Source organism: Streptomyces sp. KM273126 (genome assembly GCF_004337435.2).
Taxonomy (GTDB): domain Bacteria; phylum Actinomycetota; class Actinomycetes; order Streptomycetales; family Streptomycetaceae; genus Streptomyces; species Streptomyces acidicola.
Genome location: NZ_SJXB02000001.1, coordinates 706,260 through 728,992, shown reverse-complemented (window position 1 = coordinate 728,992; position 22,733 = coordinate 706,260). Strand labels below are relative to the sequence as shown.

At 69.5% G+C, this 22,733-nt stretch carries 17 protein-coding genes, 1 tRNA gene and 2 pseudogenes; 11 read left to right on the top strand and 9 right to left on the bottom strand.

The genetic code is table 11. The features are described from left to right. Nucleotides 1-441: 441 nt before the first annotated feature. From E0500_RS03090 to E0500_RS03080, 3 genes are all read right to left on the bottom strand, one after another. On the bottom strand, nucleotides 442-1,467 hold the full coding sequence (locus tag E0500_RS03090; RefSeq protein ID WP_131564166.1) for a hypothetical protein: 1,026 nt from the start codon (nucleotides 1,465-1,467) through the stop codon (nucleotides 442-444). Between the two features lie 103 nt (nucleotides 1,468-1,570). Then, the gene (locus E0500_RS03085; protein ID WP_220140435.1) at nucleotides 1,571-2,461 is read right to left on the bottom strand and encodes a pentapeptide repeat-containing protein; all 891 of its coding nucleotides are present in this window, start codon (nucleotides 2,459-2,461) and stop codon (nucleotides 1,571-1,573) included. 333 nt (nucleotides 2,462-2,794) lie between these two features. Next, on the bottom strand, nucleotides 2,795-4,351 hold the full coding sequence (locus tag E0500_RS03080) for a glycoside hydrolase (RefSeq protein WP_131564165.1): 1,557 nt from the start codon (nucleotides 4,349-4,351) through the stop codon (nucleotides 2,795-2,797). A gap of 256 nt (nucleotides 4,352-4,607) precedes the next feature. Here E0500_RS03080 and E0500_RS43485 point away from each other — a divergent pair. The 4 genes and pseudogenes from E0500_RS43485 (at nucleotide 4,608) to E0500_RS03060 (ending at nucleotide 7,840) form a co-directional block, all read left to right on the top strand. Beyond that, a pseudogene (locus E0500_RS43485) lies at nucleotides 4,608-5,430 on the top strand (class E sortase). 140 nt (nucleotides 5,431-5,570) lie between these two features. Next, nucleotides 5,571-5,885, top strand: coding sequence for a DUF6412 domain-containing protein (locus tag E0500_RS03070; protein WP_131572273.1), 315 nt, complete (start codon nucleotides 5,571-5,573; stop codon nucleotides 5,883-5,885). A gap of 195 nt (nucleotides 5,886-6,080) precedes the next feature. Beyond that, nucleotides 6,081-6,830: a membrane protein insertase YidC gene (locus E0500_RS03065; RefSeq protein ID WP_131572276.1), complete on the top strand. Its 750-nt coding sequence runs from the start codon at nucleotides 6,081-6,083 to the stop codon at nucleotides 6,828-6,830. Nucleotides 6,831-6,983: 153 nt separating this feature from the next. Beyond that, nucleotides 6,984-7,840, top strand: a pseudogene (locus tag E0500_RS03060) (fumarylacetoacetate hydrolase family protein). 7 nt (nucleotides 7,841-7,847) lie between these two features. Here the strand turns inward: E0500_RS03060 and E0500_RS03055 are convergent. The 3 genes from E0500_RS03055 to E0500_RS03045 form a co-directional block, all read right to left on the bottom strand. Beyond that, complete coding sequence (locus E0500_RS03055; RefSeq protein ID WP_131571841.1) at nucleotides 7,848-8,267, bottom strand: PIN domain nuclease; 420 nt, start codon at nucleotides 8,265-8,267, stop codon at nucleotides 7,848-7,850. Further along, nucleotides 8,264-8,509, bottom strand: coding sequence for a type II toxin-antitoxin system VapB family antitoxin (locus E0500_RS03050; protein WP_131571838.1), 246 nt, complete (start codon nucleotides 8,507-8,509; stop codon nucleotides 8,264-8,266). The genes E0500_RS03055 and E0500_RS03050 overlap by 4 nt, the downstream gene beginning before the upstream one ends. Before the next feature lie 82 nt (nucleotides 8,510-8,591). Continuing rightward, entirely contained in the window at nucleotides 8,592-9,686 is a 1,095-nt protein-coding gene (locus tag E0500_RS03045) for a Gfo/Idh/MocA family oxidoreductase (protein WP_131571835.1), read from the bottom strand. Nucleotides 9,687-9,918: 232 nt separating this feature from the next. On the opposite strand from E0500_RS03045, the gene E0500_RS03040 reads away from it, so the two are divergent. The 5 genes from E0500_RS03040 to E0500_RS03020 all read left to right on the top strand — a co-directional run bounded on the left by E0500_RS03040 (nucleotide 9,919) and on the right by E0500_RS03020 (nucleotide 14,994). Then, nucleotides 9,919-10,995, top strand: coding sequence for a cell wall protein (locus tag E0500_RS03040; RefSeq protein WP_309504859.1), 1,077 nt, complete (start codon nucleotides 9,919-9,921; stop codon nucleotides 10,993-10,995). Nucleotides 10,996-11,110: 115 nt separating this feature from the next. Beyond that, a complete protein-coding gene (locus E0500_RS03035) occupies nucleotides 11,111-11,890 on the top strand; it encodes an HAD-IIA family hydrolase (protein WP_131571829.1) in 780 nt (259 codons plus the stop codon). 132 nt (nucleotides 11,891-12,022) lie between these two features. Further along, nucleotides 12,023-12,835 carry a hypothetical protein gene (locus E0500_RS03030; protein WP_181586849.1) on the top strand — a complete coding sequence of 271 codons (813 nt, stop codon included), beginning with the start codon at nucleotides 12,023-12,025 and terminating at the stop codon, nucleotides 12,833-12,835. Nucleotides 12,836-12,840: 5 nt separating this feature from the next. Further along, a complete protein-coding gene (locus E0500_RS03025) occupies nucleotides 12,841-13,506 on the top strand; it encodes a sortase domain-bontaining protein (protein WP_131571822.1) in 666 nt (221 codons plus the stop codon). Nucleotides 13,507-13,980: 474 nt separating this feature from the next. Then, nucleotides 13,981-14,994, top strand: coding sequence for a glycoside hydrolase family 6 protein (locus E0500_RS03020; protein ID WP_131571820.1), 1,014 nt, complete (start codon nucleotides 13,981-13,983; stop codon nucleotides 14,992-14,994). Nucleotides 14,995-15,351: 357 nt separating this feature from the next. On the opposite strand, the gene E0500_RS03015 is transcribed toward E0500_RS03020, so the two are convergent. The 3 genes from E0500_RS03015 to E0500_RS03005 form a co-directional block, all read right to left on the bottom strand. Beyond that, nucleotides 15,352-17,289 (bottom strand): kelch motif-containing protein, encoded by a 1,938-nt coding sequence (locus E0500_RS03015; RefSeq protein WP_131569260.1) that lies wholly within the window; start codon nucleotides 17,287-17,289, stop codon nucleotides 15,352-15,354. Further along, the gene (locus E0500_RS03010) at nucleotides 17,286-19,271 is read right to left on the bottom strand and encodes a glycosyltransferase family 2 protein (protein WP_131569262.1); all 1,986 of its coding nucleotides are present in this window, start codon (nucleotides 19,269-19,271) and stop codon (nucleotides 17,286-17,288) included. The genes E0500_RS03015 and E0500_RS03010 overlap by 4 nt, the downstream gene beginning before the upstream one ends. 432 nt (nucleotides 19,272-19,703) lie before the next feature. Next, a tRNA-Lys gene (locus E0500_RS03005) sits at nucleotides 19,704-19,777 on the bottom strand. A 242-nt stretch (nucleotides 19,778-20,019) separates the two neighbouring features. Between E0500_RS03005 and E0500_RS03000 the strand changes: the two genes are divergently transcribed. Further along, nucleotides 20,020-21,366: a peptidoglycan-binding protein gene (locus E0500_RS03000; protein ID WP_131569264.1), complete on the top strand. Its 1,347-nt coding sequence runs from the start codon at nucleotides 20,020-20,022 to the stop codon at nucleotides 21,364-21,366. Between the two features lie 138 nt (nucleotides 21,367-21,504). Then, nucleotides 21,505-22,650 carry an SPFH domain-containing protein gene (locus E0500_RS02995; RefSeq protein ID WP_131569266.1) on the top strand — a complete coding sequence of 382 codons (1,146 nt, stop codon included), beginning with the start codon at nucleotides 21,505-21,507 and terminating at the stop codon, nucleotides 22,648-22,650. The last annotated feature ends 83 nt before the right edge of the window (nucleotides 22,651-22,733 follow it).

The window sequence follows — 22,733 nt, the reverse complement described above, 5'->3', positions numbered from 1 at the left end:
ACACGCTGGCTCCTTCGATCGCTCGTACAGCAACTTCTCTGTTGTAACAGCGGCCACTGACGAGCGGCACACGAAGTGCGCAAATTGATCAGGGACCCGCGTTCGCCTCGGGTGGCTTCGACACCACGCGAGCTCGGCGACCTGGTGCCCAGGGGCTCGCGGTGGGACTCGGCGGGCAGACAGTTGCTGGGGCTCAGGGGCGCCGGGTCCAGTGACGGCTCTGCTGCCGCCGATGGTGGAGGCTGTGACGGTCGGCAAGAACGCTGATTGGCAGATTTGGGCCGGATCCGACGGCCGTGACCTGCCGTGGAGAGATGTACGAGTAGCCCAAATCTGCCAATTGCGGCAGCGAGTGGCGCGCCGGCCGAGCATTGCAGCCCTGAGCGCGGTCACCCAAGGCGCGCACGGTGAACGATCACACCCGCGAGGGGGCATACCCCGTCATTCGTGGGTGCCGTGGCACTCCTCGTAGGCCTGGCCCGAGGCGCACCAGCACACCGTTCCCCTCTGAGGAGGCCAAGCCGCAGCCCGCCCCCGCGCAGCCAGCGTCGTCGCGTACTGCGGTAGCAGCGATACCTCCGCCGGAGACGTCCCCTCCGAGGCGGCGAATGCCTCGTACGACGGGACCGTTCCTGTCACGATGCCCAGGTTCGGGGTGCCGGAGGCCGACAGTTCTCGGAGTGCGCCCTCTATCGTCGCCAGGTGCTCCCCGTGCGACGGGTACTCCTCCGCCAGTGACGGATACCCGGCCACCAGCTCCTCCAGCTCTCTCGTCGGCCAGTGCAGTACCGCGACCGGGAACGGGCGGGAGAGGGCCTGGCGGTAGGCGTCCAGTTCGGCGCGGAGGCGGGAGATCTCTGCCTCCAGTTCCGCCGGGTTGTCGGAGCCCAGGGACCAGACGCGCTTGGGGTCGTGGAGTTCGTCCAGGGAGACCGAGGACGAGTGGAGGGTGTCCGCGAGGGCGTCCCAGTTGTCGTGGGGGGCGCCCAGCATGCGGCGTACGCGGTGGCGGCCGAAGAGGAGGGCGTGGGTGGAGTAGGGGGGTTCGGAGACGCCGGTCAGGAGCAGCGTCGCGCCCTCCGTGAACGTCTCCTGCGCCGCCTCCAGCTCGTCGTGGGCCTCCAGGGCCTCCGCCGCGATCACCCAGGGGGCCGGGTCGCGGGGAGCGGACGTCCGGAGGCCCTCGATGATCGCCCTTGCCTCCGCCTCGTGGCCGTACTCCCAGAGGTTGGACGCCTTGAGGGCGCGTACGAGGTGGGGGTTCTCCAGGGAGTCCGGGGAGTCGGGGGACGACAGCAGGCGGTCGTACAGTGCCGTTGCCTCGGGGCGGGCGCCGGCCAGTTCCAGGTGGGCCGCGGCCTGTAGGAGCAGGTGTTCGGCGTCCTCGGGGTGGATGCCGGCCGTCCGCTCCAGGCGGGCCGCTTCGGCGTGGTGGTCGACGTTCTCGGCGGAGGTGTCGGGGCGCATGGGGGACACCGTACTGCCGTTGGATGACAAGCATCAGATATCCGCGGGTCAGTAGGTGTGCGACGTGTTCGTGCCTGGTCTTGCCTGGTCTTCCCTGGTCTTCTTACGAATGCGTGCTTCGTGGGTCGATTGGTGCGGTTGGTGCGGTTGGTGGAGCGGTTGTGGGGAGCGGTGATGCGGGCGTCGGCAGGCCCTCCGGGCGGTTGACCTCCGTCAGGACCGCGTCGTCCAGGCGTGCGTCCTCCAGCTCTGCCCCGGCGAGGTTCGCGCCGTACAGATACGCTCCGGCGAAGTCCGCGTCCGTCAGGTCCGCCTGCCGGAGGTCCGCCTTGTTGAGGTAGGCGTTGCGCAGGTCCGCGTGTGTGAGGGTGGTGGACCTGAGGTCGGCTGAGCCGAGGCGGGCGTCGGTCAGGTTCGCGCCCCTGAGGTTGGCTTCCGTCAGGGTCGCCGCGGCCAGGTCTGCTCCGGCGAGGGTGGCGTCCTGTAGCTCCGTCTGTTTCAGGGTGGCGCGGCGCAGGGTCGCGTCCGACAGGTCCGCGCCCTCCAGGTCGGCGTTCGTGAGCACCGCTCCGGTGAGGTTCGCCCGGGTCAGGTCCGCGCCTTGGAGTAACGCGTCCGTCAGGTACACGTTCCTGAGGTCGAGGGGCGCCGCGCCGTCGTGGGCCGGGTCGCGGTGGGTCAGTACGAAGAGGGCCGCCTGGACGTCGGGGGCCTTCTCGAGCGTCGACAGCTTCTTGGTGGCGTGGGTGCGGACGTACGCGGACAGCGCGTCGATCACCGCCGGCTGCTGGCGAGGGGCGTCCTCCATGATGCCCTGGAGAGAGAAGACGGCGCCGCGGCGGATGGTCGCGGAGCCGTTGTTGAGGCGTTCCAGGGCCCTGTCGTAGCGGTCCGCGATCTGTCCCTGCTGCGAGATGGTGAGTTCCTCGGACACCTGGGTCACCGACACCCAGGTGAAGACCAGGGCGGCGACGGCGGCGAGGCCCGGGAGCATCGCCGCCGTCGCGGTGAGCCGGTTGCCCCAGGCGCTCGGCTCCGGGGGTGGGGTGACGCCGGGCCCGGGCCCATTGGCGCCGCCTGTGCCGCCCGTTCGCTGCGGGGCTCCGCGGCGGTGTCCCCGGCCGCGTGCGCCGAGTGGGGCCCTGGGGCTCCGTCCGGTGCGTCCTCCCGCTCGTGCCCGGCGTTCTGCGATCTGCCGCAGTTGCCTGCTCCGAGCCCCCGCCCGCGGTATGCCTCTGCTCATGGTTGCTATTTGAGCCGAGGAGTGGTCCGTGGGTACAGGCGGGGCGGCTGGGGTTCACAGAACCTTCCCCTCGGCCTGCGGCGGCTAGACGGCCACGCCGTCCACCTGCAACGTCTGCACCGCCCCCGCCGCGAACGGCACCGCCACCGACTTTCCGCTCAGACGCGTGTCCGAGTACGAGCGGTAGCGGTCGCTGCCGCTGGAGGTGTGGGTGTTCCAGCGGGGGACCAGGCCGCCCGAGCCACCGGTCACCGTGCCGAAGCGGGAGAGGTCGAAGGTCAGGGTCTGGGCGGAGGACGACTTGTTCACCGCCACGATCACCAGGCGGCGGGCCGAGCGGTCCAGGGCGGCCGCCGCGTAGTCCACGCCCGTGTCCAGGATCGTCATCCCGGGGCGGATGTGGCGGCTGAACTGGGCCATCACGTAGTACTTCGTCTGGACGGTCGTCGGCTGCAGCGTGCCCGCGTCGTACGCGATCATCGCCCAGCCCGCCGTCGGGTCCATCACCTGCCAGTAGACCCACGCCGTCGGGTGCAGCCAGCGGAAGTCCTGGCAGAGGTTCGACGCCAGGCTGAGGCCCGTGCCGTCGCCGTCGCCCGTCTCCGAGTTCCAGAGCTTCTTGCCGGACGTCGTCACCACGTCCGTGTAGAGCAGGTCGCGGCGGCCGCCCGAGCCCTGGTAGCCGTGCACGTTGACCTGGCTGACCAGGGCCTTCGTCGACGATCCGAAGGAACTCCAGGTGCTGCGTGCCGTGTCGTAGTTCGTCTCGTCCGACGCCGAGATACGGACGCCGGTCAGGCCCCGCTTGTCCAACTCGCTGCGCATGTACGGCAGTACGGCCGCCTGGACCGCCGGGTCCATGTGGCAGCCCTCCTGGGTGCCGGTATCGGTCCACCAGGTGGAGGCGGGCTCGTTGAAGGGGTCGACCGTCGCGAAGTTCACGCCCCAGTTGTTCTTCGCGTAGAGCGCCACCGCCGCCAGGTGGGAGGCGTGCTGGCGGTAGTTCCAGGACTGGAGGTTGTTGCCGCCGCCCGCGGCGCCCGACGGGTTGTGGTTAAGGCACATCCACCACATGGGGGAGTTGGCGAACAGCTCGGTCGTCGCGCCCCGTTGGACCGCCTTCTGCAGCATGGCCCGCTGCGTGGCGTCGGCCGTCCAGTCCCAGGCCGAGGACGCCGGGTCCTCGTTGCTCCAGTCCTGCCAGTAGCCCTCGATCTGCTTGAACGCCGGGATGTTGGGCGACTTGACCATGATCTCGCCGCCCACGCTGTTCCAGCTGCACGCGCCGAGGTTGTAGCGGGCGATGGTGAGGCCCAGGCCGGGGAGGCTCGTGCCGTTGTACGTCACGGAGTTGGTGGTGAAGAAGGCGTCGGCGAAGTCGTTGCGGGTGCCGAAGACGTTCGCCCACCAGGCGAGCGAGGTGCCCCAGCCCTCCCAGGTGCCGTACGTCGTACCGGGGTTGACCGCGATCGTCGCGTCGGCGCGGGCCACGCCCGTGCCCAGGGCGCCGCCGAGGAACGCGCCTCCCGCGGCGGCCAGCAGGGCTCTGCGGCGGAAGGCGGAGGGGCGGTCTTCGGGGGTGTGCGGTGTCTGCGGCGTGTGGGGTGTCTGTGGTGTGTGCGGGGTCTGTGGTGTGGACATGTCAGCTCCGGGTGAATGCGGGTGCCGGGGATCAGGAAGTCCACCGGAAGAGTCAGGGCTGAACGGTGGTGTTGTCGAGAGGCGTGACGGCGCTTTCTGAGGTTTCTTCCAAGGGTTGTGAGAAGGGGAGTCAAAAGCAGTCGGTGAGCAGTCGGTTGAGCATTCGGTGAGCGGTCGGTGGGCTGTCGCTCTGGTGAGTTACAGGAAGGCGCCCTATCGTGCGGCCCCGGCAAAGCAGGCGAACGGAGGCGTACGCATGCGGGCTCCCGCCGTCGTCCACCACGTCGTCCACCACGGCACCCGGCGCCGGCGTGCCGCGTACCGCCGTCTGCTGTGGACCTCGGCCGAACTCTCCGTCACCCTCGGCGTCGTCCTGCTGCTCCTCGTCGTCCACCAGCTGTGGTGGACCAACCGGCAGGCCCGCGAGGGCGCCGAGCGGAGGGTCGAGGCGCTGGAGCGGGAGTGGGGTGCGGGCGGCGAGCGCCCGGCCACCGGCACGGACGACGCCACCCCGCCCCAGGTCCCGCCCCGAGCCCACGACCGAGGCCGAGGCCGAGGCCGAAAACGCCGACGACGGCACCCGGACCCGGCGCACGGCCACCGGTCGCACCCCCACCCGCCCCGACCCCACCCAGGCCTACGCAGTCCTCACCATCCCCCGACTCGGCCTCCGCGTCCCCGTCGCCGAGGGCATCAGCAAACAGAACGTGCTCAACAAGGGCTACGCCGGCCACTACCCACGGACGGCCCAGCCCGGCCAGGCGGGAAACTTCGCGCTCGCCGGGCACCGCAACACCCACGGCGAGCCCTTCCGGTACATCAACCGGCTCCGGCGCGGCGACGAGGTGCGCGTCGAGACCGAGGCCGCCCTCTACACGTACGTCGTCGACCGGACCCTCGCGCGGACCACGCCCGGCGACGGCGGTGTCATACGGCCCGTCCCGCGCAGCAGCGTCAAACCGTCGTACGGGTACGGCGCCCCCGGCTACTACCTCACCCTCACCACCTGCACACCTGAGTACACGTCCACGTACCGCCTTGTGGTGTGGGGGAAGCTGCGCTCCATGCACGCCAGATGAGGGGGTCGTGTCGCGTCGTGTCGCGTCGTGTATATGTGTAGGTACATTCGTACGAGTCGACGAGCGAATCGACGAGTGAGTCGACGAGCAAGTAGTCGAGCGAATGGACGAGCAGGGCGACCCTGAGGAAGGAGCGAGCGGTGATCCGTACCTGGACCACGCTGCGCCCCGTCGCCGTCCTCCTGTTCCTCGTCCTCGAAGTCGCCGTCCTCGACACGGGCGCGGGCGGCCTCTCCGCCGCCGTCGCGTTCGCCGCGACCGCCGCGGCCGGTTCCGCGCTCGTCGCCGGCGCGCTGATCGCCTCGCGGTGCGCGCCCGCCGTGGCGCCCACGCGCGTACGGACGGCCATCCGCGACCGTGAGCGCCGTACGGCGTTCCTGCCCCAGCGAGATCCCGACGCCTCGGGACGTACGCGGCCCAGGGCGCCCGGGCGGGTCCTCCCGACGGCCGCGTAGCAGGGCACGCCTCTCGCTTTGAGCTCGTGATCGCATGATCACGTGAGTGTGTGAGCAAGTGAGCAACTGAGCGCGTGATCTCTCGCGGTTCGTCATGCCGAGTTCCCAGGCCGGCCGCAACGGCCTGTAGGCCACATCGGCCGCTTCCCGGCACGACGAGACCCCAGGAGGGCTCACCCACCCATGTCCGCTGTCATCGCGCTCTTCGCCGACCTGGTCGGCCGACTCGCCGACCTGCTCCAGCCACTCTTCGACGCCTCCGCGGCGGCCGCCGCGATCGTCCTGTTCACCGCGCTCGTACGACTCCTCGTCCACCCGCTGTCCCGGGCCGCGGCGCGCGGGCAGCGGGCGCGGGCCGCGTTGCAGCCGCAGATCGCCGAGCTGCGGAAGAAGCACGGGAAGAACCCGGAGAAGTTCCAGAAGGCGCTGATGGAGCTGCACACCAAGGAGAAGGTGTCGCCGCTCTCCGGCTGCCTGCCCAGCCTGTGCCAGCTCCCGGCGTTCTTCCTCCTCTACCACCTGTTCTCGAACACGACGATCGGCGGCGAGGCGAACGAACTGCTCACCCACACGCTGTTCGCCGCGCCCCTAGGCGAGCGCTGGGCGGACGCTCTCCGCGACGGCGGGGTCTTCGGAGCGGCGGGGATCGTGTACGTGGGGCTGTTCGTGATCGTCACGGGTGTCGCCGCGTTCAACTTCCGGCGGTCGAAGCGGATGATGGCGAGCGTGCCCGCCTCCGTCCCCGCCGCCGGGGCCTCGGGGGAGCAGGTGCCCGGGCTCACCTCAGTCATGAAGGTCATGCCGTTCATGTCCTTCCTGACCCTCGTCACCGTGGCGGTGGTGCCGCTGGCCGCCGCGCTGTACGTGGTGACCAGTACGACGTGGAGCGCGGTGGAGCGGGCGGTGCTGTACCGGGACATGCAGGCGCCGGCCACGGTGCTGTAAGGCTCCATGCAGGGCTCCATGCAGGGCTCCATGCAGGACTGTCGCCGGTCCAGTCCGTGAACCGGGTATTGCGGACTGAACGCCGACCTTGGAGGATCGACCAGTCCTCCGATGGCTGAGATGGCTGACCTCGACCCCCTGGAGATTGTGATCATGAAGCTGTTGCGAGTCGGTACGGCGGGGTCGGAGCGGCCCGTGCTCCTCGATGCCGAGGGGACCCTGCGGGATCTGTCGGGCGTGGTCCCCGACATCGACGGGTCGCTGCTCGCGGACGACGAGGCGCTCGCCCGGATCCGTACGGCGGCCGAGTCCGGCGAACTGCCCGTACTGGACGGAGGCGGGTTGCGCGTCGGCCCGCCGCTCGCCCGGATCGGCAAGGTCGTCTGCATCGGGCTGAACTACCACGACCACGCCCGCGAGACCGGCGCCGAGCCGCCCGCCGAGCCGGTGATCTTCTTCAAGGCGGCGGACACGGTCGTCGGGCCGCACGACACGGTGCTCGTCCCCCGCGGCTCCACCAAGACCGACTGGGAGGTGGAGCTCGCGGTCGTCATCGGGCGGACCGCCCGCTACGTCGGCTCGACGGAGGAGGCCCTTGCGCACGTCGCCGGGTACGCGGTGGCGCACGACGTCTCGGAGCGCGAGTTCCAGATCGAGCGCGGCGGCACGTGGGACAAGGGCAAGAACTGCGAGACGTTCAACCCGCTGGGGCCCTGGCTCGTCACCGCCGACGAGGTGCCCGACCCGCAGGACCTGTCGCTCAAGCTGTGGGTGAACGGCGAGCTGAAGCAGGACGGCACGACGGCGGAGCAGATCTTCCCGGTCGCTGAAGTCGTGCGGTACGTCAGCCAGTTCATGACCCTGTACCCCGGTGACGTCATCAACACGGGGACGCCGGCGGGGGTGGCGATGGGCGCGCCCGAGCCGAAGCCGTATCTGCGGGCGGGGGACGTGGTGGAGCTGGAGATCGGGGGTTGGGGCGGCAGCGGCAGGAGCTGAAAAACGCGTGAGGCAGAGTCAGCGGTTAGCAGTGCCGGGAGGCACGACCCACCGTGTGGACTGGCCGGTGATTGAGGCGATGGTGTCGTAGTCGCCGTCGTAGTGGAGCACCGTGGCGCGATGGCGCTCGGCCGTGGCGGCGATCAGCAGGTCGGCCATCGAAAGGGAACGGTGGACGCCACGGCCCAGTGCCTCGCGCTGGACCGCCAGGGCGCGGTCCCATACCTCGTCAGGGGTGGGTAGCAGTTCGAAGCCGTACAGCAGGAGACGGATCCGCTCGCTTTCGGCCTTGTTGCGCGCGCTGTAGACCAACTCCCACTCGACAGGTGAACAGATGGCCAACAGGCCGCGCTCGTCCAAGTCGTCCAGCACGCTTGAGACCTTGCTCTGGTTCCAGCGGGCGAGTGCGGACTTGTCCACCAGGAACCGATCGGTCACGCGGCGGCCCCGCCCGTGCCAGGGGCGTCCGTGCTGTCCGTGCCCTTGGGTCCCGTCGAGGCGACGATCTCACTGAAGTCGAGTTCGCCGCTCTTGACGGCCTCGGCGAACTCGCGACGCAGGTGCCGCTTGACCGCGTCCTCCATCGCCATACGGACGGCCCTGGCTTTTATGGTGGTGCCGTAGATGCGCATGGCTTCGGCGACCATCTGGTCATCAAGGTCGATCACGGTGCGAGACATGGAGGTCTCCTTCCTCAGGGCAGCGCAGCACCATTAACGATATCGTCTCCTGGAGTGAAGTGATATCGAACCTGGGTGCTACTCAAAGGCGTATGGTCACTCCATCACGCGCACCCCTTCGGGCTCCTTCCAGCACATCAAGCGCGGCAGCCGCCTCGTACGCCGTCACCGGATTCTGTGCGCCCTCGCGCAGGGCCGCCGCCACCGCCTTGTAGTACGCCGGATAGTCGCCCGGAACCGTCGCCACTGCCCGTCCCCCTCCCGTCAGCGGTGACTCGCCAGAGCCCACCCGGCCCCACATCGACTCGGGCTCCACGCCCCACTCCGCCCCGGCCGTCGGCCGCTCGCCCTCGCGCAGGGCCGCCTCCTGGGGGTCGAGGCCGTACTTCACGTAACCCGCCTTCGATCCCAGCACGCGGAAGCGCGGGCCGAGTTGGGCCGTCGTCGCGGAGACGTACAGGTGGGTGCGGACTCCGCTCGCGTGCGTGAGGGCGATGAACGTGTCGTCGTCCGCCTCGGCGCCCGCGCGGCGTACGTCCGACTCCGCGTACACCTCGGTGGCCGGGCCGAAGAGGACCAGGGCCTGGTCGACCACGTGACTGCCCAGGTCGTACAGCAGACCTCCGATCTCTGCGGGGTCACCGGACTCGCGCCAGCCGCCCTTGGGTTGCGGGCGCCAGCGCTCGAAACGGGATTCAAAGCGCCATACGTCACCCAGCTCGCCCTCGGCGAGGAGCCCCCGGAGGGTCAGGAAGTCGTTGTCCCAGCGGCGGTTCTGGAAGACGGAGAGGAGGAGGCCGTGCTCGTCGGCGAGGACGGCCAGTTCGCGCGCCTCGGCCGCCGTGCCCGCGATCGGCTTGTCGACCACGACCGCGAGGCCGGCCTTGAGGGCGGCCGTCGCCACGGGGACGTGCGTCTTGTTCGGGGACGCGACGACGACCAGGTCCAGCTCTCCGGCGCGGTCCCACAGCTCGTCGGGCGAGTCCGCGAACCGTACGTCCGGGAACTCGGCACGGGCCTGTTCCCGCCGCTCGGGGTTCCTGGTGACCACGGTGTCGAGGGCCAGCCCCTCGGTCGCGGCGATCAGCGGGGCGTGGAAGACGGAGCCCGCGAGGCCGTAACCGACCAGGGCCACGCGGAGGGGAGCGCCGGGGGCGGAGGCTATGCCAGTCGTCATGCGTCCACTTAAGCATGATCGCTCCCGGCGAGGGGCGTGAGGTCGCCGAAGGTGCCGCCCAGTTGCTGCTGGTGCCGCTGTTCGGGCGAGGGGACGACTGAGGCGCGTTCGGCTGATCGAAGGGACTTGGAGGGCCGTTCGGGGTGTGAATGGCGCGGCGGGGCAGAAGGTGGGGGCTGGACGGCAAGGTCATGTGATTATGCGAATTTTTACTGGTTTGACCCTCGCCCTTGTGACCGCAGCCGTCCTCACCGTCGGCACGACACGGCACGCCAGCGCCGCGTCGGCCACCGCCGCGTCCGCCACGACCTCTCTGCCCGCCGATCCCTCCCACCCCACCTGTGCCGGCAGCGACCCCGGCTCCTTTCCCCTCCGTACCCATATCCATGACGGCCCGACGAGCTACGACGCGGGCGGCGGGTACGGCACCTGGTCCCTGGACCTCACCAACACCACCTCCCACACCTGCGAGAACATCCACCCCGTGATCGTCCTAGTCGACGACAAACGCGCGCTCCAGCCGGACCAGCCAGCCCTGGAGTTCTACGACGGTTCCGATCCCCACCCCGTCACCTTCGAACGCACAGATGCGGACGAACTCGTCGGTGTCCTCGACCACGAGGGCTTCCCCGGATTCACCGTCCGCCCGGGCGACACCCTCACCGTGAAACTCCGCCTCGCCGTCATCTCCGGGGCCGAGCCCGACAACGACATCGTGGCGAACGCGGCCGTCGTCCAGCGGCGGGGCGACGACGGCGACTGGGTCGGGGAGTCGAACGACTACCGGTTCCGGATCATCGACAGCGACGATGGCGGCAGCCGGAGGGGAGAGGAACAACCCAGCGGTTGGGAGGAAGGCGACGGCACCACCCGTGAGGAAGGCGAGGGCGCCACCCGGAAGGAAGGCGACGGCAGTGGCCGGAAGGAAGCCGATGGCACTGCCCGAAAGGACGGCGACGGCACCACCCGAACGGAAGGCGACGACGCCACCGCCCCAAAGAAAGGTGACACCCCAAAGAAAGGTGACGCCCCAAAGCAAGACACCTCAAAGCACGGCGACACCACCGCCCGAGAGGAAGGTGATGAAGGCGCTCAAGGCGAGGTAGCCGACGAAGGCGACGAAGGCGACGAAGGTGACTCCACCGGCACCGACGCACGCGACGAGCGCCCCACGGTCGCCGACGAGCTGGCGCGGACCGGGGCGAGCGCGTCGGCGTACGTCATGACGTACGTCACCGGGGCGTTGCTGCTCACCGTGGGCGCGCTGCTGGTCGCGCTCGCCCGCCGGAAGTCCCGCTGGTCCCGCTGATCCCTGAGCCAGGATCCCCCTCCTGTTTTCGGTCACCGCTCATTAGGGTGGGGCCGTCGGTACAGAGACGTCCGGCGCCCAGCACGAACCGCGGACGTACGGCAGGAGATCGCACATGGCAGAGCGCAAGCCCATCGAGTCGTGGCTCACCGACATGGATGGTGTGCTGATTCACGAGGGTGTGCCGATCCCCGGCGCCGACGCCTTCATCAAGAAGCTCCGGGAGTCCGGCAAGCCGTTCCTCGTGCTCACCAACAACTCCATCTACACGCCCCGCGACCTGCACGCCCGGCTGTCCCGCATGGGCCTGGACGTGCCCGTCGAGAACATCTGGACCTCCGCCCTCGCCACCGCGCAGTTCCTCGACGACCAGCGGCCCGGCGGCACGGCCTACGTCATCGGCGAGGCGGGTCTGACCACCGCCCTGCACGACATCGGGTACGTGCTCACGGACCACGACCCCGACTACGTCGTCCTCGGCGAGACCCGCACGTACTCCTTCGAGGCCATGACCAAGGCCGTGCGGCTGATCCAGGGCGGCGCCCGCTTCATCGCGACCAACCCCGACGAGACCGGCCCGTCCACCGAGGGCCCGCTGCCCGCCACCGGTGCGGTCGCCGCGCTCATCACCAAGGCGACCGGCCGGAAGCCCTACTTCGCGGGCAAGCCGAACCCGCTGATGATGCGGACCGGGCTGAACACGCTCGGCGCGCACTCCGAGACCAGCGCGATGATCGGTGACCGCATGGACACCGACGTCCTGGCCGGCATCGAGGCGGGGATGCAGACGTACCTGGTGCTGACGGGGCTCACGCGCCCGGACGAGGTGGAGAACTTCCCGTACCGGCCCTCCAAGGTCGTGAACTCGATCGCCGATCTGGTCGACCGCGTCTGACACCCTCCCGCCCACAACGTTTGTAGGGTTACGGGCTCACAAACATCCCCCACTCGAACGGAGCAGCCACGCCCCTGCCCGGATGCGCGTGCGCGTCCGGGGAGGGAATCTCCAGATGTCTGGAGGTTCACGATGGGTTCAGTGCGAGTCACATTCTGTTCCGGTGCGGCGGTCGCGGTCGCGGCCACGCTGACACCGGGGGCGGCATGTCCGGTGGCGTACGCGGCCGATGGCGGGATCTCGGTGGCGCCGTCGCCCGCGGTGCCCGGCAGCGACATCCAACTGCGCGCCCAGGGGTGCTCGGGGCGGACGGGGCGGACAGGCACGGCCTCGTCGGAGGCGTTCGTCGCGGATGCCGTGCTCACCACCGGCAGGGGCGGTGTGCTCGTCGGCGAGACCCGCGTCCGCTCCTCGCTCAGGCCGGGAACGTACCGGGTCGAGGTCCCCTGCGACGGCGTCGGGGACAAGATCGAGGCCATGCTCATGGTCGCGGAGAGGGCGGGCGCGCGGGGGCCGTCCGCCGCCACGACCACCCGGGCCCCGGCCGCGCCGACTGCCCCGGCTTTCCCGGTCGCCCCGCCTTTCCCTGTCGCTTCCGCCTCGCAGACCGCCCCGCCTTTCCCCGTCGCTTCCGCCTCGCAGACCGCCCCTGCATTCCCCATCGCTTCCGCTTCTGCTTCTGCTTCCCTGACCGCGCCGGCGTTCCCCATCGCTTCCGCCTCGATGACCGCCCCAGGAGCCCCCGTCGCCTCCGCCTCCCCGGTCGAGCCCCTGGGTGTGGGCGGTGGCGGGGCCGCGCACGTCGTAGCGAAGGAGAACAGGGAGCTGAACCCCCGGGGCGAGGGCCCGGGGGCCCGTCACGCCGTGGTCGGTCTCGTCCTGGCGAGCGTGGCCGCGCTGGTCGTCGTCCGCCGCGGCGCCCGCAGGGGACGCGGCACGGAGTGACGGAGATGACCGAACGGAACCGCCCCATGGGCAGTGGCCGCCTCGTCACCGGTGTCGCCTGGGCCGTGCTGTTGCTCGGCCTGTGGCTGTGGGGCCGTGAAGTGACCGACGTACGGCACGGGATCTGGGCGCCGACCACGGGGGACATGGCGGCGGTCGGGCGGCCCGCCGGGGCCGAACTACCGCCCGAGACCGACCCGTTGGAAGACGCTCGGCCGCAACGGCTGGACATCCCGTCCCTGGGCGTGCGGGCGTCAGTCGCGGCCCGCGGGCCGGCCGACCGGGGCGTGATCGGCCCGCCGCCGTACGCCCGCTCGGGCGCCATCGGCTGGTACGCGGCCGGAACGCGCCCTGGTGCCGCGGGAGCCGCGCTGTTCGTGGGGTACGCCGGCACCGAGGCCCGGCCCGCCGTCTTCCACGGGCTCAGCGCGGTGCGGATCGGAGAGACGGTCCGGGTGGTCCGCGACGACGGGACGGCCGCCGAGTTCACCGTGGACGACGTCCGGGTTGTCGGCCGAGACCGCTTCGACGCCCAACAGGCGTACGGTGTACGGAAGTCGGGGCGGGCCGAGCTGCGGCTGGTCAGCTGCGGCGGCACCTTCGACCGGGACAGCGGCACCTGCACGGTCGACGTGATCGTGTCCGCCTACCTCACCGGCACGAGACAGTGAACCCTGAATCACCTTGGCCCGGTCGGCGACCCGCTCCCCCCAGAGCCGCCGACCGGGCTGGTCCTCGACCGCGCGCGCTCGGGCCGCGGGAGTAACCCGGCACAGGCGCGGGAGGCCTCTGGGCCAATCCGGATATCACGGATGGTGCGGCAGATGGTGTGACAACCGGTGGCTGGGGCCGTCTCGTCCGAACAACTCTAGAACGGTGGAAGCCTGCGGCCTAGAGGCTGTTTAACGCCAAGTCGACCACCGGTGGCCCTATGTGATGCACGCAGGTGGCGGGCTTTCGACCTCGGCGGCGAACTCGCCCTGGGTGGAAGGCCGTTCGGTAAGGGTGGCTACCAAGGCGGCCTGTCGCCCACCCACTCGGGGCGGGAGGTAACAGGTGGCCGACAAGGCACGGATGATCTCGTGGGCGCGGCGGGACGTATGCCAGGATTGGGACTTACGACGCTGCACCCAGGGGGGAGTTGGATGTACGGCAAGAGGGGGGCACGGGCGTCCGTGGTCGTGGCGGGGGCGGCACTGCTCGTCGCCGGCTGTTTCGGGGGAGACGGCGGCGACAAGGATGACAAGGGCTCCGACGACAAGATCAGCCAGCAGCCCAAGGGTTCGGACCCGTTCTGGGTCAACCCGGAGGGGAACGCGGCGAAGCAGGTCGCTGCGTACGAGAAGGACGGCAAGGCGGAGGAAGCGAAGCAGATCCGCAGGATCGCCGAGCAGCCGACGGCTCAGTGGCTGACGCCGGAGAGCGCGGAGGAGGAGGCCAGGGGGTTCACGGAGGCCGCGCAGCGGGCCGACCGGGACGCGATCCTCGTCCTCTACAACATCCCGCACCGCGACTGCGGCCAGTACTCGGGCGGCGGCGCGGCGGACGGCAACGAATACCGGGCTTTCATCGACAGAGTGGCAAACGGCATCGGCGACCGGCCGACCACGGTGATCCTTGAGCCGGACGCGGTGCTGCACCTGGTGGACGGGTGCACGCCGGACGAGTTCCACGAGGAGCGCTACGACCTCCTCAAGGGTGCCATCGGCAAGCTCAAGTCCCTGAAGAACACGAAGGTCTACCTGGACGCGGGCAATGCCGGCTGGGGCAAGCCCGACCAGATCTTCGAGCCCCTGAAGTGGGCGGGCGTCGAGCAGGCCGACGGGTTCTCGGTCAACGTCTCGAACTTCTACACCACCGAGGACTCCATCAAGTACGGCAAGGAGCTCTCCGCGAAGGTCGGAAACAAGCCGTTCGTCATCGACACCAGTCGTAACGGCAACGGGCCGTACGCCGAGGGCGACCCCGGTGAGCGCTGGTGTAATCCGCCGGGGCGGGCGCTCGGTGAGGCCCCGACCACGAAGACCGCGGACGATCTGGTGGACGCGTATCTGTGGGTGAAGCGGCCCGGTGAGTCGGACGGTGAGTGCAAGGGGGGGCCCAAGGCGGGGGAGTGGTGGCCGGAGTACGCGTTGAAGTTGGCGGGGGCCTCTGGTTGAGAACGGGGGCCTCCGGCTGGGAACGGGGGCGCCTTCTGTGGGGGGTGCCTGAGGTTGAGGGGCGTGTGCGGGTTTGGTGGTGGCTGGTCGCGCAGTTCCCCGCGCCCCTAAAAGCCGCGCAGTTCCCCGCGCCCCCAAAGACCTGCGCAGTTCCCCGCGCCCCTGAAGACCTGCGCAGTTCCCCGCGCCCCTGAAGACCTGCGCAGTTCCCCGCGCCCCTGAAGACACGCCCTGCTTCCCGAGCCCTGAAAACACACCCGGCTCGCCGCATCCCTGTAGGCGCGCCAACTCCTACCTCACCCCCAAAAAATCAGGCCCCCGCGCATCTCGCGCGGGGGCCTGCAACGTGAGTCAGCCCTACGGAACCCTCACCCACTGGGCCTTGCTCGGGGTTCCCTGGTCGTCTGTTACGAACAGCATGTACCAGCCGGACTGGACCAGGTTGCGGTTCTTCGGGACGGTCACCGTGACGTTGTTGCCGGACGTCTTGATGTCCAGGGCGATGGACTTCTGGTCGACGTCGGTGACATGGGTGGAGGCGCTCGGGCGGATCAGGCGGGCCGTCTTGATGGACGAGGCGTGCTGCGTGGAGAAGGTCGCCGAGTCACCCCGCTGAACCGTCTTCGGGCCCCCGGAGAGGGACGGCTGAGCGTCCCGGTACAGGTACGGCGGCGTGTAGATCTCGATGCGCTGCTCGAACTCGCCCGGCTTGGTATTGGCCTTGTCCTCGTAGAGCGAGTCCGAGCCGAAGAACATCACCCGGCCGTCGGGGAGCAGGATGGACCCCGAGTGATAGTTGCGGCCCACCAGCGGGTCGGCCACCCGCCGCATCTCGCCGTTCTTCGCGTCGTACAGCCGCGACTGGAGGATGTTGGAGGCGCCGCGGCCTCGGTAGTCCTCCGAGCCACCGGAGACGAGGACCGTGTCGTCGGGCAGGATCGAGGCCTGCGGGTAGCGCGTGCCCTTCTCCAGCGACGGGCCGTCCACGAACTTCGGGTCGTCCTTCAGCAGGTCGATGACGCGGGTCTTCTTGCTGGACTTCTCCGACTCGCCGACCCCGCCGCCGCCGATCACCATGTACTTCTCGTCCTGCGCGGGCGGCAACAGCACCGTGCCGGCGGTCTCCAGCAGCTTGACGTCGCTCATGCCCGGGACCTTGGTGAACTTGTTGGTGTCCAGGTCCCAGATGCCCGGGTCGCGGCCCACGTCGTCGGGGCCGTACCCGGCGTTCGCGCCCGAGTAGAACAGCTTGCCGTTCTGCATCAGGGAGATCGCCGGGTAGGTCGGGAACTGCCGGATCTTCTTCGTGTACGTCCACGCCTTGGTCGACGGGTCGTAGACCTCGTTCTTGCCCGGCACCAGCTGGCCGATCTCGTCCAGCCCGGAGAGGGAGAGGATCTTGCCGTCCGAGAGTGTGGTCAGCGTGGGGTACCAGCGCGCCTCGTTCATCGGGTCGACCTTGATGTACTTCTCGGCGACCGGGTCGAACTCGAAGGCGTCCCTGATGCCCTGGAAGTCCTTCTTGTCGAGGGCGAGTTTCTGCGCGATGCCGTACGTGTTGCGCGCCTCGGCGCCCGTGAGGCCCTGGATCCGGTAGTTGTCCTCGGTGCCGGTCTCGTACTTCTTGCCGCTCCTGGCGGCCTCGACGTAGATACGGCCGAGCCCCGGGTCGTTGCGCAGGAACGCGCCGGTCGCCGGGTCGAACACCTTCTTCGCACGCGGTACGAGCACCGGGTCCTTGGAGATGAACGTCTTGCCGTTCTCCTTGCCCGTGAACTTGGTGCCCGCGGGCAGGGTGATCGGCTTGTCCGGGTTCTCGTTGTGGACGATCATCAGGCCGCCGGCCTTGGAGACGTCGCCCTTGAGCTTCTCGTACCGCTTGGTGCCGCCCGCGATCAGCAGGTTGCCGTTCTCCAGCTGGGTGTGGCCCGTGCAGAACAGGTCGGCGGGCGTCGGGATCTTCTTGATGGTGCCCTTGACCGGGTCCCAGAGCCTGGTGTCGAACTTCTTCGCGTCGAAGTTGTCCTGGTCGTTGCCCGAACCCGCGACCAGCAGCACCTTCCCCGTGCGCAGCAGCGCCGCGTGGATCGTGTTCTGCCGGTACTCCTTGGGGAACTCGACGATCTCCCACTTGCCGTTCTCGGCCTTGTACTCGGGTCTGTTGATCTTGTACTCGTGGTACTGCTCTGTCCCGAAGCGGTACAGCCACGGCCCGTTCATCCCGGCCAGCGCCAGGACCACCGCCGCGCCTATCGCCAGACGACGAGCGCGACGGCGGCCTGCACGGTCTGTCATTTCTTACGTCCCCCAAGGGCGATCTGCATGGTCTGCTCGTTGCCTCCGTTCGCGGCCGCCCAGCTCGGTTTGTGCTGCGGGGCGTGGCCCCCCGTGTGCGGGCCCCCGGTCCCCGGGGCCTGCTGGGCAGGCAACGGCTGTGTGGGCGTCACGGCGCCTTGCGGTTCGCCGGCCGCCGGTGCCGCACCCGTCGGCTTCTTCCGGTCCTGCCGCATCTGCCAGCGCCAGGCGAACATCGGCGAGGCGGTGATCAGCAGCGCGAACGTCGCCCAGATGATCATCGCGGGGTGGGAGTGGCCGAAGTAGAAGCCGGCACTGATCGAAGCGGCGAAGACCAGAATGAAGTACCAGTGGTACCGGAAAGTCCCGAACCAGGTGTCCGGACTGGCCGAATCCCCCTTGGGGGTGACCACGAACTTGCTCTTGCGGCGCAGCACCGAATCGATCAGCGCCTTCGCGTAGAGCGGTGCCGACAGCGCGGACATGACCATGCCGGCCACACCGCCGGAGCCCTCCGGCTCGTGCGGTGAGACGTTGTGGCGGCGGTTCCAGACGTAGAGACCGATCTGGAGGGCGGAGGCGTTGCCGTAGAGCATCAGCCAGATCGTCGGGTCGATGTTCACACCCGAGGCGCCCAGACCCAGGAACAGCGCACAACTCAGCGCCGCCAGAATCCAGTTCAGGGCCGACATCGGGTAGAAGATGATCATCATCGTGTAGTTGAAGAGCTTGCTCGGCGGCAGCGAGTACCAGCCCTTCCAGTACTGCTTGAGGATCGTCTCGTACGTCCCGCGCGACCAGCGCATCTGCTGGGTGAAGAAGTCCGTCCAGGCCGCCGGTCCCTCTCCGACCGCGAGCACGTCCGGGGTGTAGACCGAGCGCCACTTCCGGCCCGTCGCCGGGTTCTTGTGACGGTGGATCTCGAAGCCCGTCGCCATGTCCTCGGTGATCGAGTCGTACAGACCGCCGATCTGCTTCAGCGCCTTGATGCGCACGGCGTTCGAGGTGCCCACGAACATGGGCGAGCCGTACGCGTTGCCCGCGCGCTGGATCAGCGCGTGGAAGAGGAACTGCTGCGACTCCGCGGACTTGGTGATGGGGTTGTCGTAGTTGCCGTACACCTGCGGGCCGATGACGAAGCCCACGTCCGGGTCGCGGAAGAAACCGAGCATCCGCTCCAGGTAGTTGGGCAGCGGCACGTGGTCGGTGTCGACCGAGGCGAAGTAGTCGTAGTCGTCGCCGTGCGCGTCCAGCCAGGCGTTGTAGTTGCCGTGCTTGGTCTTGGCGCGGTGCGGGCCCTTGGGCTGGTTCCACTTCGCGACGCCCTTGCGGGAGAAGTGGTGCACGCCGAGGCGCTCGCAGACCTCCTTCACCTCGGGGTCGTCGCCCTCGTCCAGCAGCCAGACGTGCATGAGGCCGCGGTGACGGATCTTCACCGCCGCCTGGAGCGTCTTCGTCACCATCTCCAGCGGCTCCTTGCCGGGCACGAAGGAGGTGAGGAAGGCGACTCGGGTGCCGACCTCGGGCACCACCGGGACCGGGTCGCGGGCGACGAGGGTGGCGTGCGCGTTCGACAGCACGTTCATGCAGCGGAAGAACTCGATCAGACCGATCGAGACCAGCATCACGATGTCGAGCGCCGGCAGGAAGTCGTAGGCCGGGTAGTCCCGTTCGGTCCAGTGCTCCGGCTGCAGCAGCCAGAAGAGCAGCACCAGGGAGAGTATCGGGGCAGCGCCCAGCATCAGGGCGGCGCGGATGCGGTGCGGCTCCTGCGAGAGCAGCGTGCGGTACTGCACCTTGTACGGCTTGTTCGGATCGGGTTGAGTGAGGGGGCCCGCGAGCCGGCTGTAGTGCTCGTAGTCGTATCTGGGCAGCGTCTTCTTGATCCTGCGGAAGCTGCCCGTCCGAGTCGACGGCACCCTGAGCTGGGTGGTCTCAGACGGGTCGAAATTCTGCCGGGCGCCCTTCGGCGTCGACGTCATGAGTCATCCCCCCGCACACACGCGCGCGTGTGTGTTCGTCGGTCGTTCCGCCCGGCTCGGGTCCCCCTCGACCGTCCCCGGACGTGTCAGTGGCAGGCCTGCATCCCCACGTGATCTACACCTTATAGACACGGGACGAGGGCCTTCCGGTTGCATGATGCCCCCCTCGGCATCCGTTCACTAACGGGGACCCCCATTCCCCGCCAGGGCCGAACCCGGCCCAAGCCCCCCAACTGCCGTGTATCCGCAGTCTCTTACGGCCCAGGGTTCTACGGCGTTCAGCATGATCGCAAGATGCGAAACGCGCTGTTTACCGGTCATACGGGCACATTGGGGTGCGGGAACGCGCACTTTCGGGGGTGGGTGCGCTCGCATGGTGACGTCGGCATATGCAGAGAGGCCTCTCGCCGCGCGAGAGGCCTCTCTGGTCGGTGCGCCGCCAGGGACTCGAACCCCGGACCCGCTGATTAAGAGTCAGCTGCTCTAACCAACTGAGCTAGCGGCGCCTGCTGACCCGGGAAACTCTACCGGATCCGGAAGGGTGCTCCTGTCCTGCGGCCCCCGCGCGGCAGGTCGCAGGACGGGCCGCTTCGGCGGCCTTCCGCGTCCGTGGACGTCTGAGTGTCCCTCATTCGATGGCGTGCGTACGTCATTTGGACCGTCAACATGCGACACCGGATGACCGTTGAGAAACTGACGGCCGTGCGGAAGCGCAGAAATTTCCAGCCGACGGGTGGAAGGGAATGGCATGGGAACCCCGGTATTCGAGGAATTCGATCCCGCGAGTGACTGCGAATGCCCCGGATGTGTGCACTGGCGGCGGGTCGTGCCGCATTCCCGGGCGCAGGGGAACGTCGGCCATCCGGCGGCCCGCCGTGGCGTCGTTCTGGCGGCCACGGCCGCCGCGGCGGGCACGGCACTCGGCGTGGGGCACGCCGTGCCGGCGGTCGCGGCCGTCCACGGGCCCGCCGTGCCGGGTGTTCCCGCAGATGACGGGCCCGACACACCCCAGGGGCGCGAGGCTCCGCTGCACGGCCCGGCGGGGCAGGCGACGCCCGCCGGCCCTCCCTCGGACGCCACCAGGCTTACCTCGATCACCCGGACGGAGATCATCAACCGGGCCAGGACATGGGTCGCGGCGCAGGTCCCGTACAGCATGACGTCGTACTGGTCGGACGGTTACCGGCAGGACTGTTCGGGTTTTGTCTCGATGGCCTGGAACCTGGGGAAGAACGAATGGACGGGCACCCTCGACAAGTACGGCGTGCGGATTTCGAAGGACGAACTGCAGCCCGGTGACATGCTTCTGTTTCACAATCCGGCCGACCCGCAGAACGGCTCGCACGTGGTCATTTTCGGGGGCTGGACGGACTCCACGCGCGCCTATTACGTCGCGTACGAGTCGACCCGTCCGCACGCCCGGAGGCAGGTCACCCCGTACGCCTACTGGAAGAATTCGAGCCGCTATGTGCCGTACCGCTACAAGGGGCTGGTGGCGGGGAGCGCGGGGGCGGTGTCGGAGGAGTCCGGGGCGGCCGACGAGTACCCCGGAGCGGTGTACTTCGGGCCGGGCGCGAACAACGCGTACGTCACCCGATTGGGGCGCATGCTCGCGGAACGGGGCGCGTCGCGCTTCTACACCACCGGTCCGGGCCCGGTCTGGACTGAGGCGGATCGCAGGGCAACGCGGGCGTTCCAGGAGGCCCAGGGGTGGAGCGGACCGGCCGCGGACGGGCTGCCGGGGCCGACGACGTGGGAGTACCTGGTCGAAGGGCTGGGGCAGGACGTTCCGGCGGCCGAGCGCGCGGGGGCGACCGGGAGCCCCGGGGCGTCGGGCCGGAGCACCTCGTACGGGGTGCCCGGCTATCCGGGGCGCGGGTTGTTCCGGCCCGGGGCGGACAACCCGTACGTCACCGAACTGGGGCAGCAGTTGGTGAAGAAAGGATTCGGCAAGTACTACGCCGTGGGTCCGGGGCCGCGCTGGACCGAGGCGGACCGGCGCAACGTGGAGGCGTTCCAGCGGGCCCAGGGGTGGCGCGGCGGGGCGGCGGACGGGTATCCGGGGCCGGAGACCTGGCGGCGCCTGAACTCCTGACGGTCCTTCCGCGGTTCGTCCGCCGTACGCCGGCGGTTCGTCCCGGGGTTCTTCCTGGGGCTCGTCCCGCGGTTCTTCCTGGGTCTCGTCCCGGGGTTCTTCCTGCGGTTCTTCCTGCGCGGAGGCATGGAGGCGCATATGAGTACGACCATTTCGCAGACACCGGAGCCGGAGAGGGTCGCTCGACCGGCCCGGCTCATTCAGAACGAGGCGACCACCGAGATCCCCGTACACCTGCTGTTCCGGGACGACATCGACTCGGTGGCCGTGCCGCTGGCGCCCACCGTCGTGGGGCGGCGCCGGGGGACCGGGGAGCAGCCGCGGGTGCGGCAGGGCCTGCCGGGCACGGTGCGGCCACGGCCCGCGCCCGAAGTCGACCCGGATCTGGTCGAGCGGCCCGCACGGGTGCTGCCCGGAGTGGCCGGGGTGCTGGCCGGGACGTGTGGGGTGGCCGGATGTGTGCTCACCTCGTGGTGGGCCGGGGTGCTGCCGAAGGCAGTGCTGGCGGCGTCGGGGCTGCCCGAGTCCCCGGGGGCCGGGCTCGGTCCGGCGCTGTGGGCCGCGTACGCCGGGGCCGGCACGCTCGGGCTGTTCGGGTTCGGCGGGCTGGCGCGAGGCCGGACCGGACGGGCCTGGGTGCTCGGGCTGTTCGGGCGGTACCGCGGGACCGTGCGGCGCACGGGGCTCATGTGGGTCAACCCACTGGTGCTGCGCCGACGGGTCGACGTACGGCTGCGGCACTGGCGCAGCGAGCCGATGCCGGCCGTCGACGCGAACGGGGTGGCGCTCCGCGTCGTCGTGCTCGTCGCCTGGCGGGTCAAGGACACCGCGCGGGCGACGCTCGGGATCGAGGACCACGAGCAGTACCTGCGCGAGTGTGTGGAGGCCGCGCTGGCCCGGGTGCTCTCGCGGCTCCCGGCCGACGTGCCGCCCGCCGCCCTCGTCAAGGACGCGACCCTGCGCAACACCGAGGCGGTGAGCGAGTCACTGACCCGGCTCGTGGCGGCGGACGCGGCGCCGGTGGGCCTGGAGGTGTTCTCCGCCCAGCCGACCCGGATCGAGTACGCACCCGAGGTGGCCGCCGTCATGCAGCGCCGCCGGATCGCCGCGCTCGACGCCCAGCACCGCGACACGGTGCTCTCCTCGGTCGTCGACTCGGTCGAGGACACCGTGACCCGGCTGACCATGCGCGGCCTGGTCGAACTGGACGACTACGAGCGCAAGGCGCTGGTGAAAGACCTCACCGTGGCGTTCTGTACAGGCCGGGGTGAGGTGTCCACCTGATTCCCGCGACTCCCGCGACTCCCTGATTCCCCGACCCCTCGATTCCCTTCGGATTGGTATGGACATGTTCAGTCGCCGCCTCT

What these genes read in the sequence shown, in the direction of transcription:
- E0500_RS03090 (WP_131564166.1), bottom strand. Translation starts at nt 1,467, where the DNA reads ATGCGCCCCGACACCTCCGCCGAGAACGTCGACCACCACGCCGAAGCG.
- E0500_RS03085 (WP_220140435.1), bottom strand. Translation starts at nt 2,461, where the DNA reads ATGCTCCCGGGCCTCGCCGCCGTCGCCGCCCTGGTCTTCACCTGGGTG.
- E0500_RS03080 (WP_131564165.1), bottom strand. Translation starts at nt 4,351, where the DNA reads ATGTCCACACCACAGACCCCGCACACACCACAGACACCCCACACGCCG.
- E0500_RS03050 (WP_131571838.1), bottom strand. Translation starts at nt 8,509, where the DNA reads ATGTCTCGCACCGTGATCGACCTTGATGACCAGATGGTCGCCGAAGCC.
- E0500_RS03045 (WP_131571835.1), bottom strand. Translation starts at nt 9,686, where the DNA reads ATGACGACTGGCATAGCCTCCGCCCCCGGCGCTCCCCTCCGCGTGGCC.
- E0500_RS03035 (WP_131571829.1), top strand. Translation starts at nt 11,111, where the DNA reads ATGGCAGAGCGCAAGCCCATCGAGTCGTGGCTCACCGACATGGATGGT.
- E0500_RS03030 (WP_181586849.1), top strand. Translation starts at nt 12,023, where the DNA reads ATGGGTTCAGTGCGAGTCACATTCTGTTCCGGTGCGGCGGTCGCGGTC.
- E0500_RS03025 (WP_131571822.1), top strand. Translation starts at nt 12,841, where the DNA reads ATGACCGAACGGAACCGCCCCATGGGCAGTGGCCGCCTCGTCACCGGT.
- E0500_RS03020 (WP_131571820.1), top strand. Translation starts at nt 13,981, where the DNA reads ATGTACGGCAAGAGGGGGGCACGGGCGTCCGTGGTCGTGGCGGGGGCG.
- E0500_RS03015 (WP_131569260.1), bottom strand. Translation starts at nt 17,289, where the DNA reads ATGACAGACCGTGCAGGCCGCCGTCGCGCTCGTCGTCTGGCGATAGGC.
- E0500_RS03010 (WP_131569262.1), bottom strand. Translation starts at nt 19,271, where the DNA reads ATGACGTCGACGCCGAAGGGCGCCCGGCAGAATTTCGACCCGTCTGAG.
- E0500_RS03000 (WP_131569264.1), top strand. Translation starts at nt 20,020, where the DNA reads ATGGGAACCCCGGTATTCGAGGAATTCGATCCCGCGAGTGACTGCGAA.
- E0500_RS02995 (WP_131569266.1), top strand. Translation starts at nt 21,505, where the DNA reads ATGAGTACGACCATTTCGCAGACACCGGAGCCGGAGAGGGTCGCTCGA.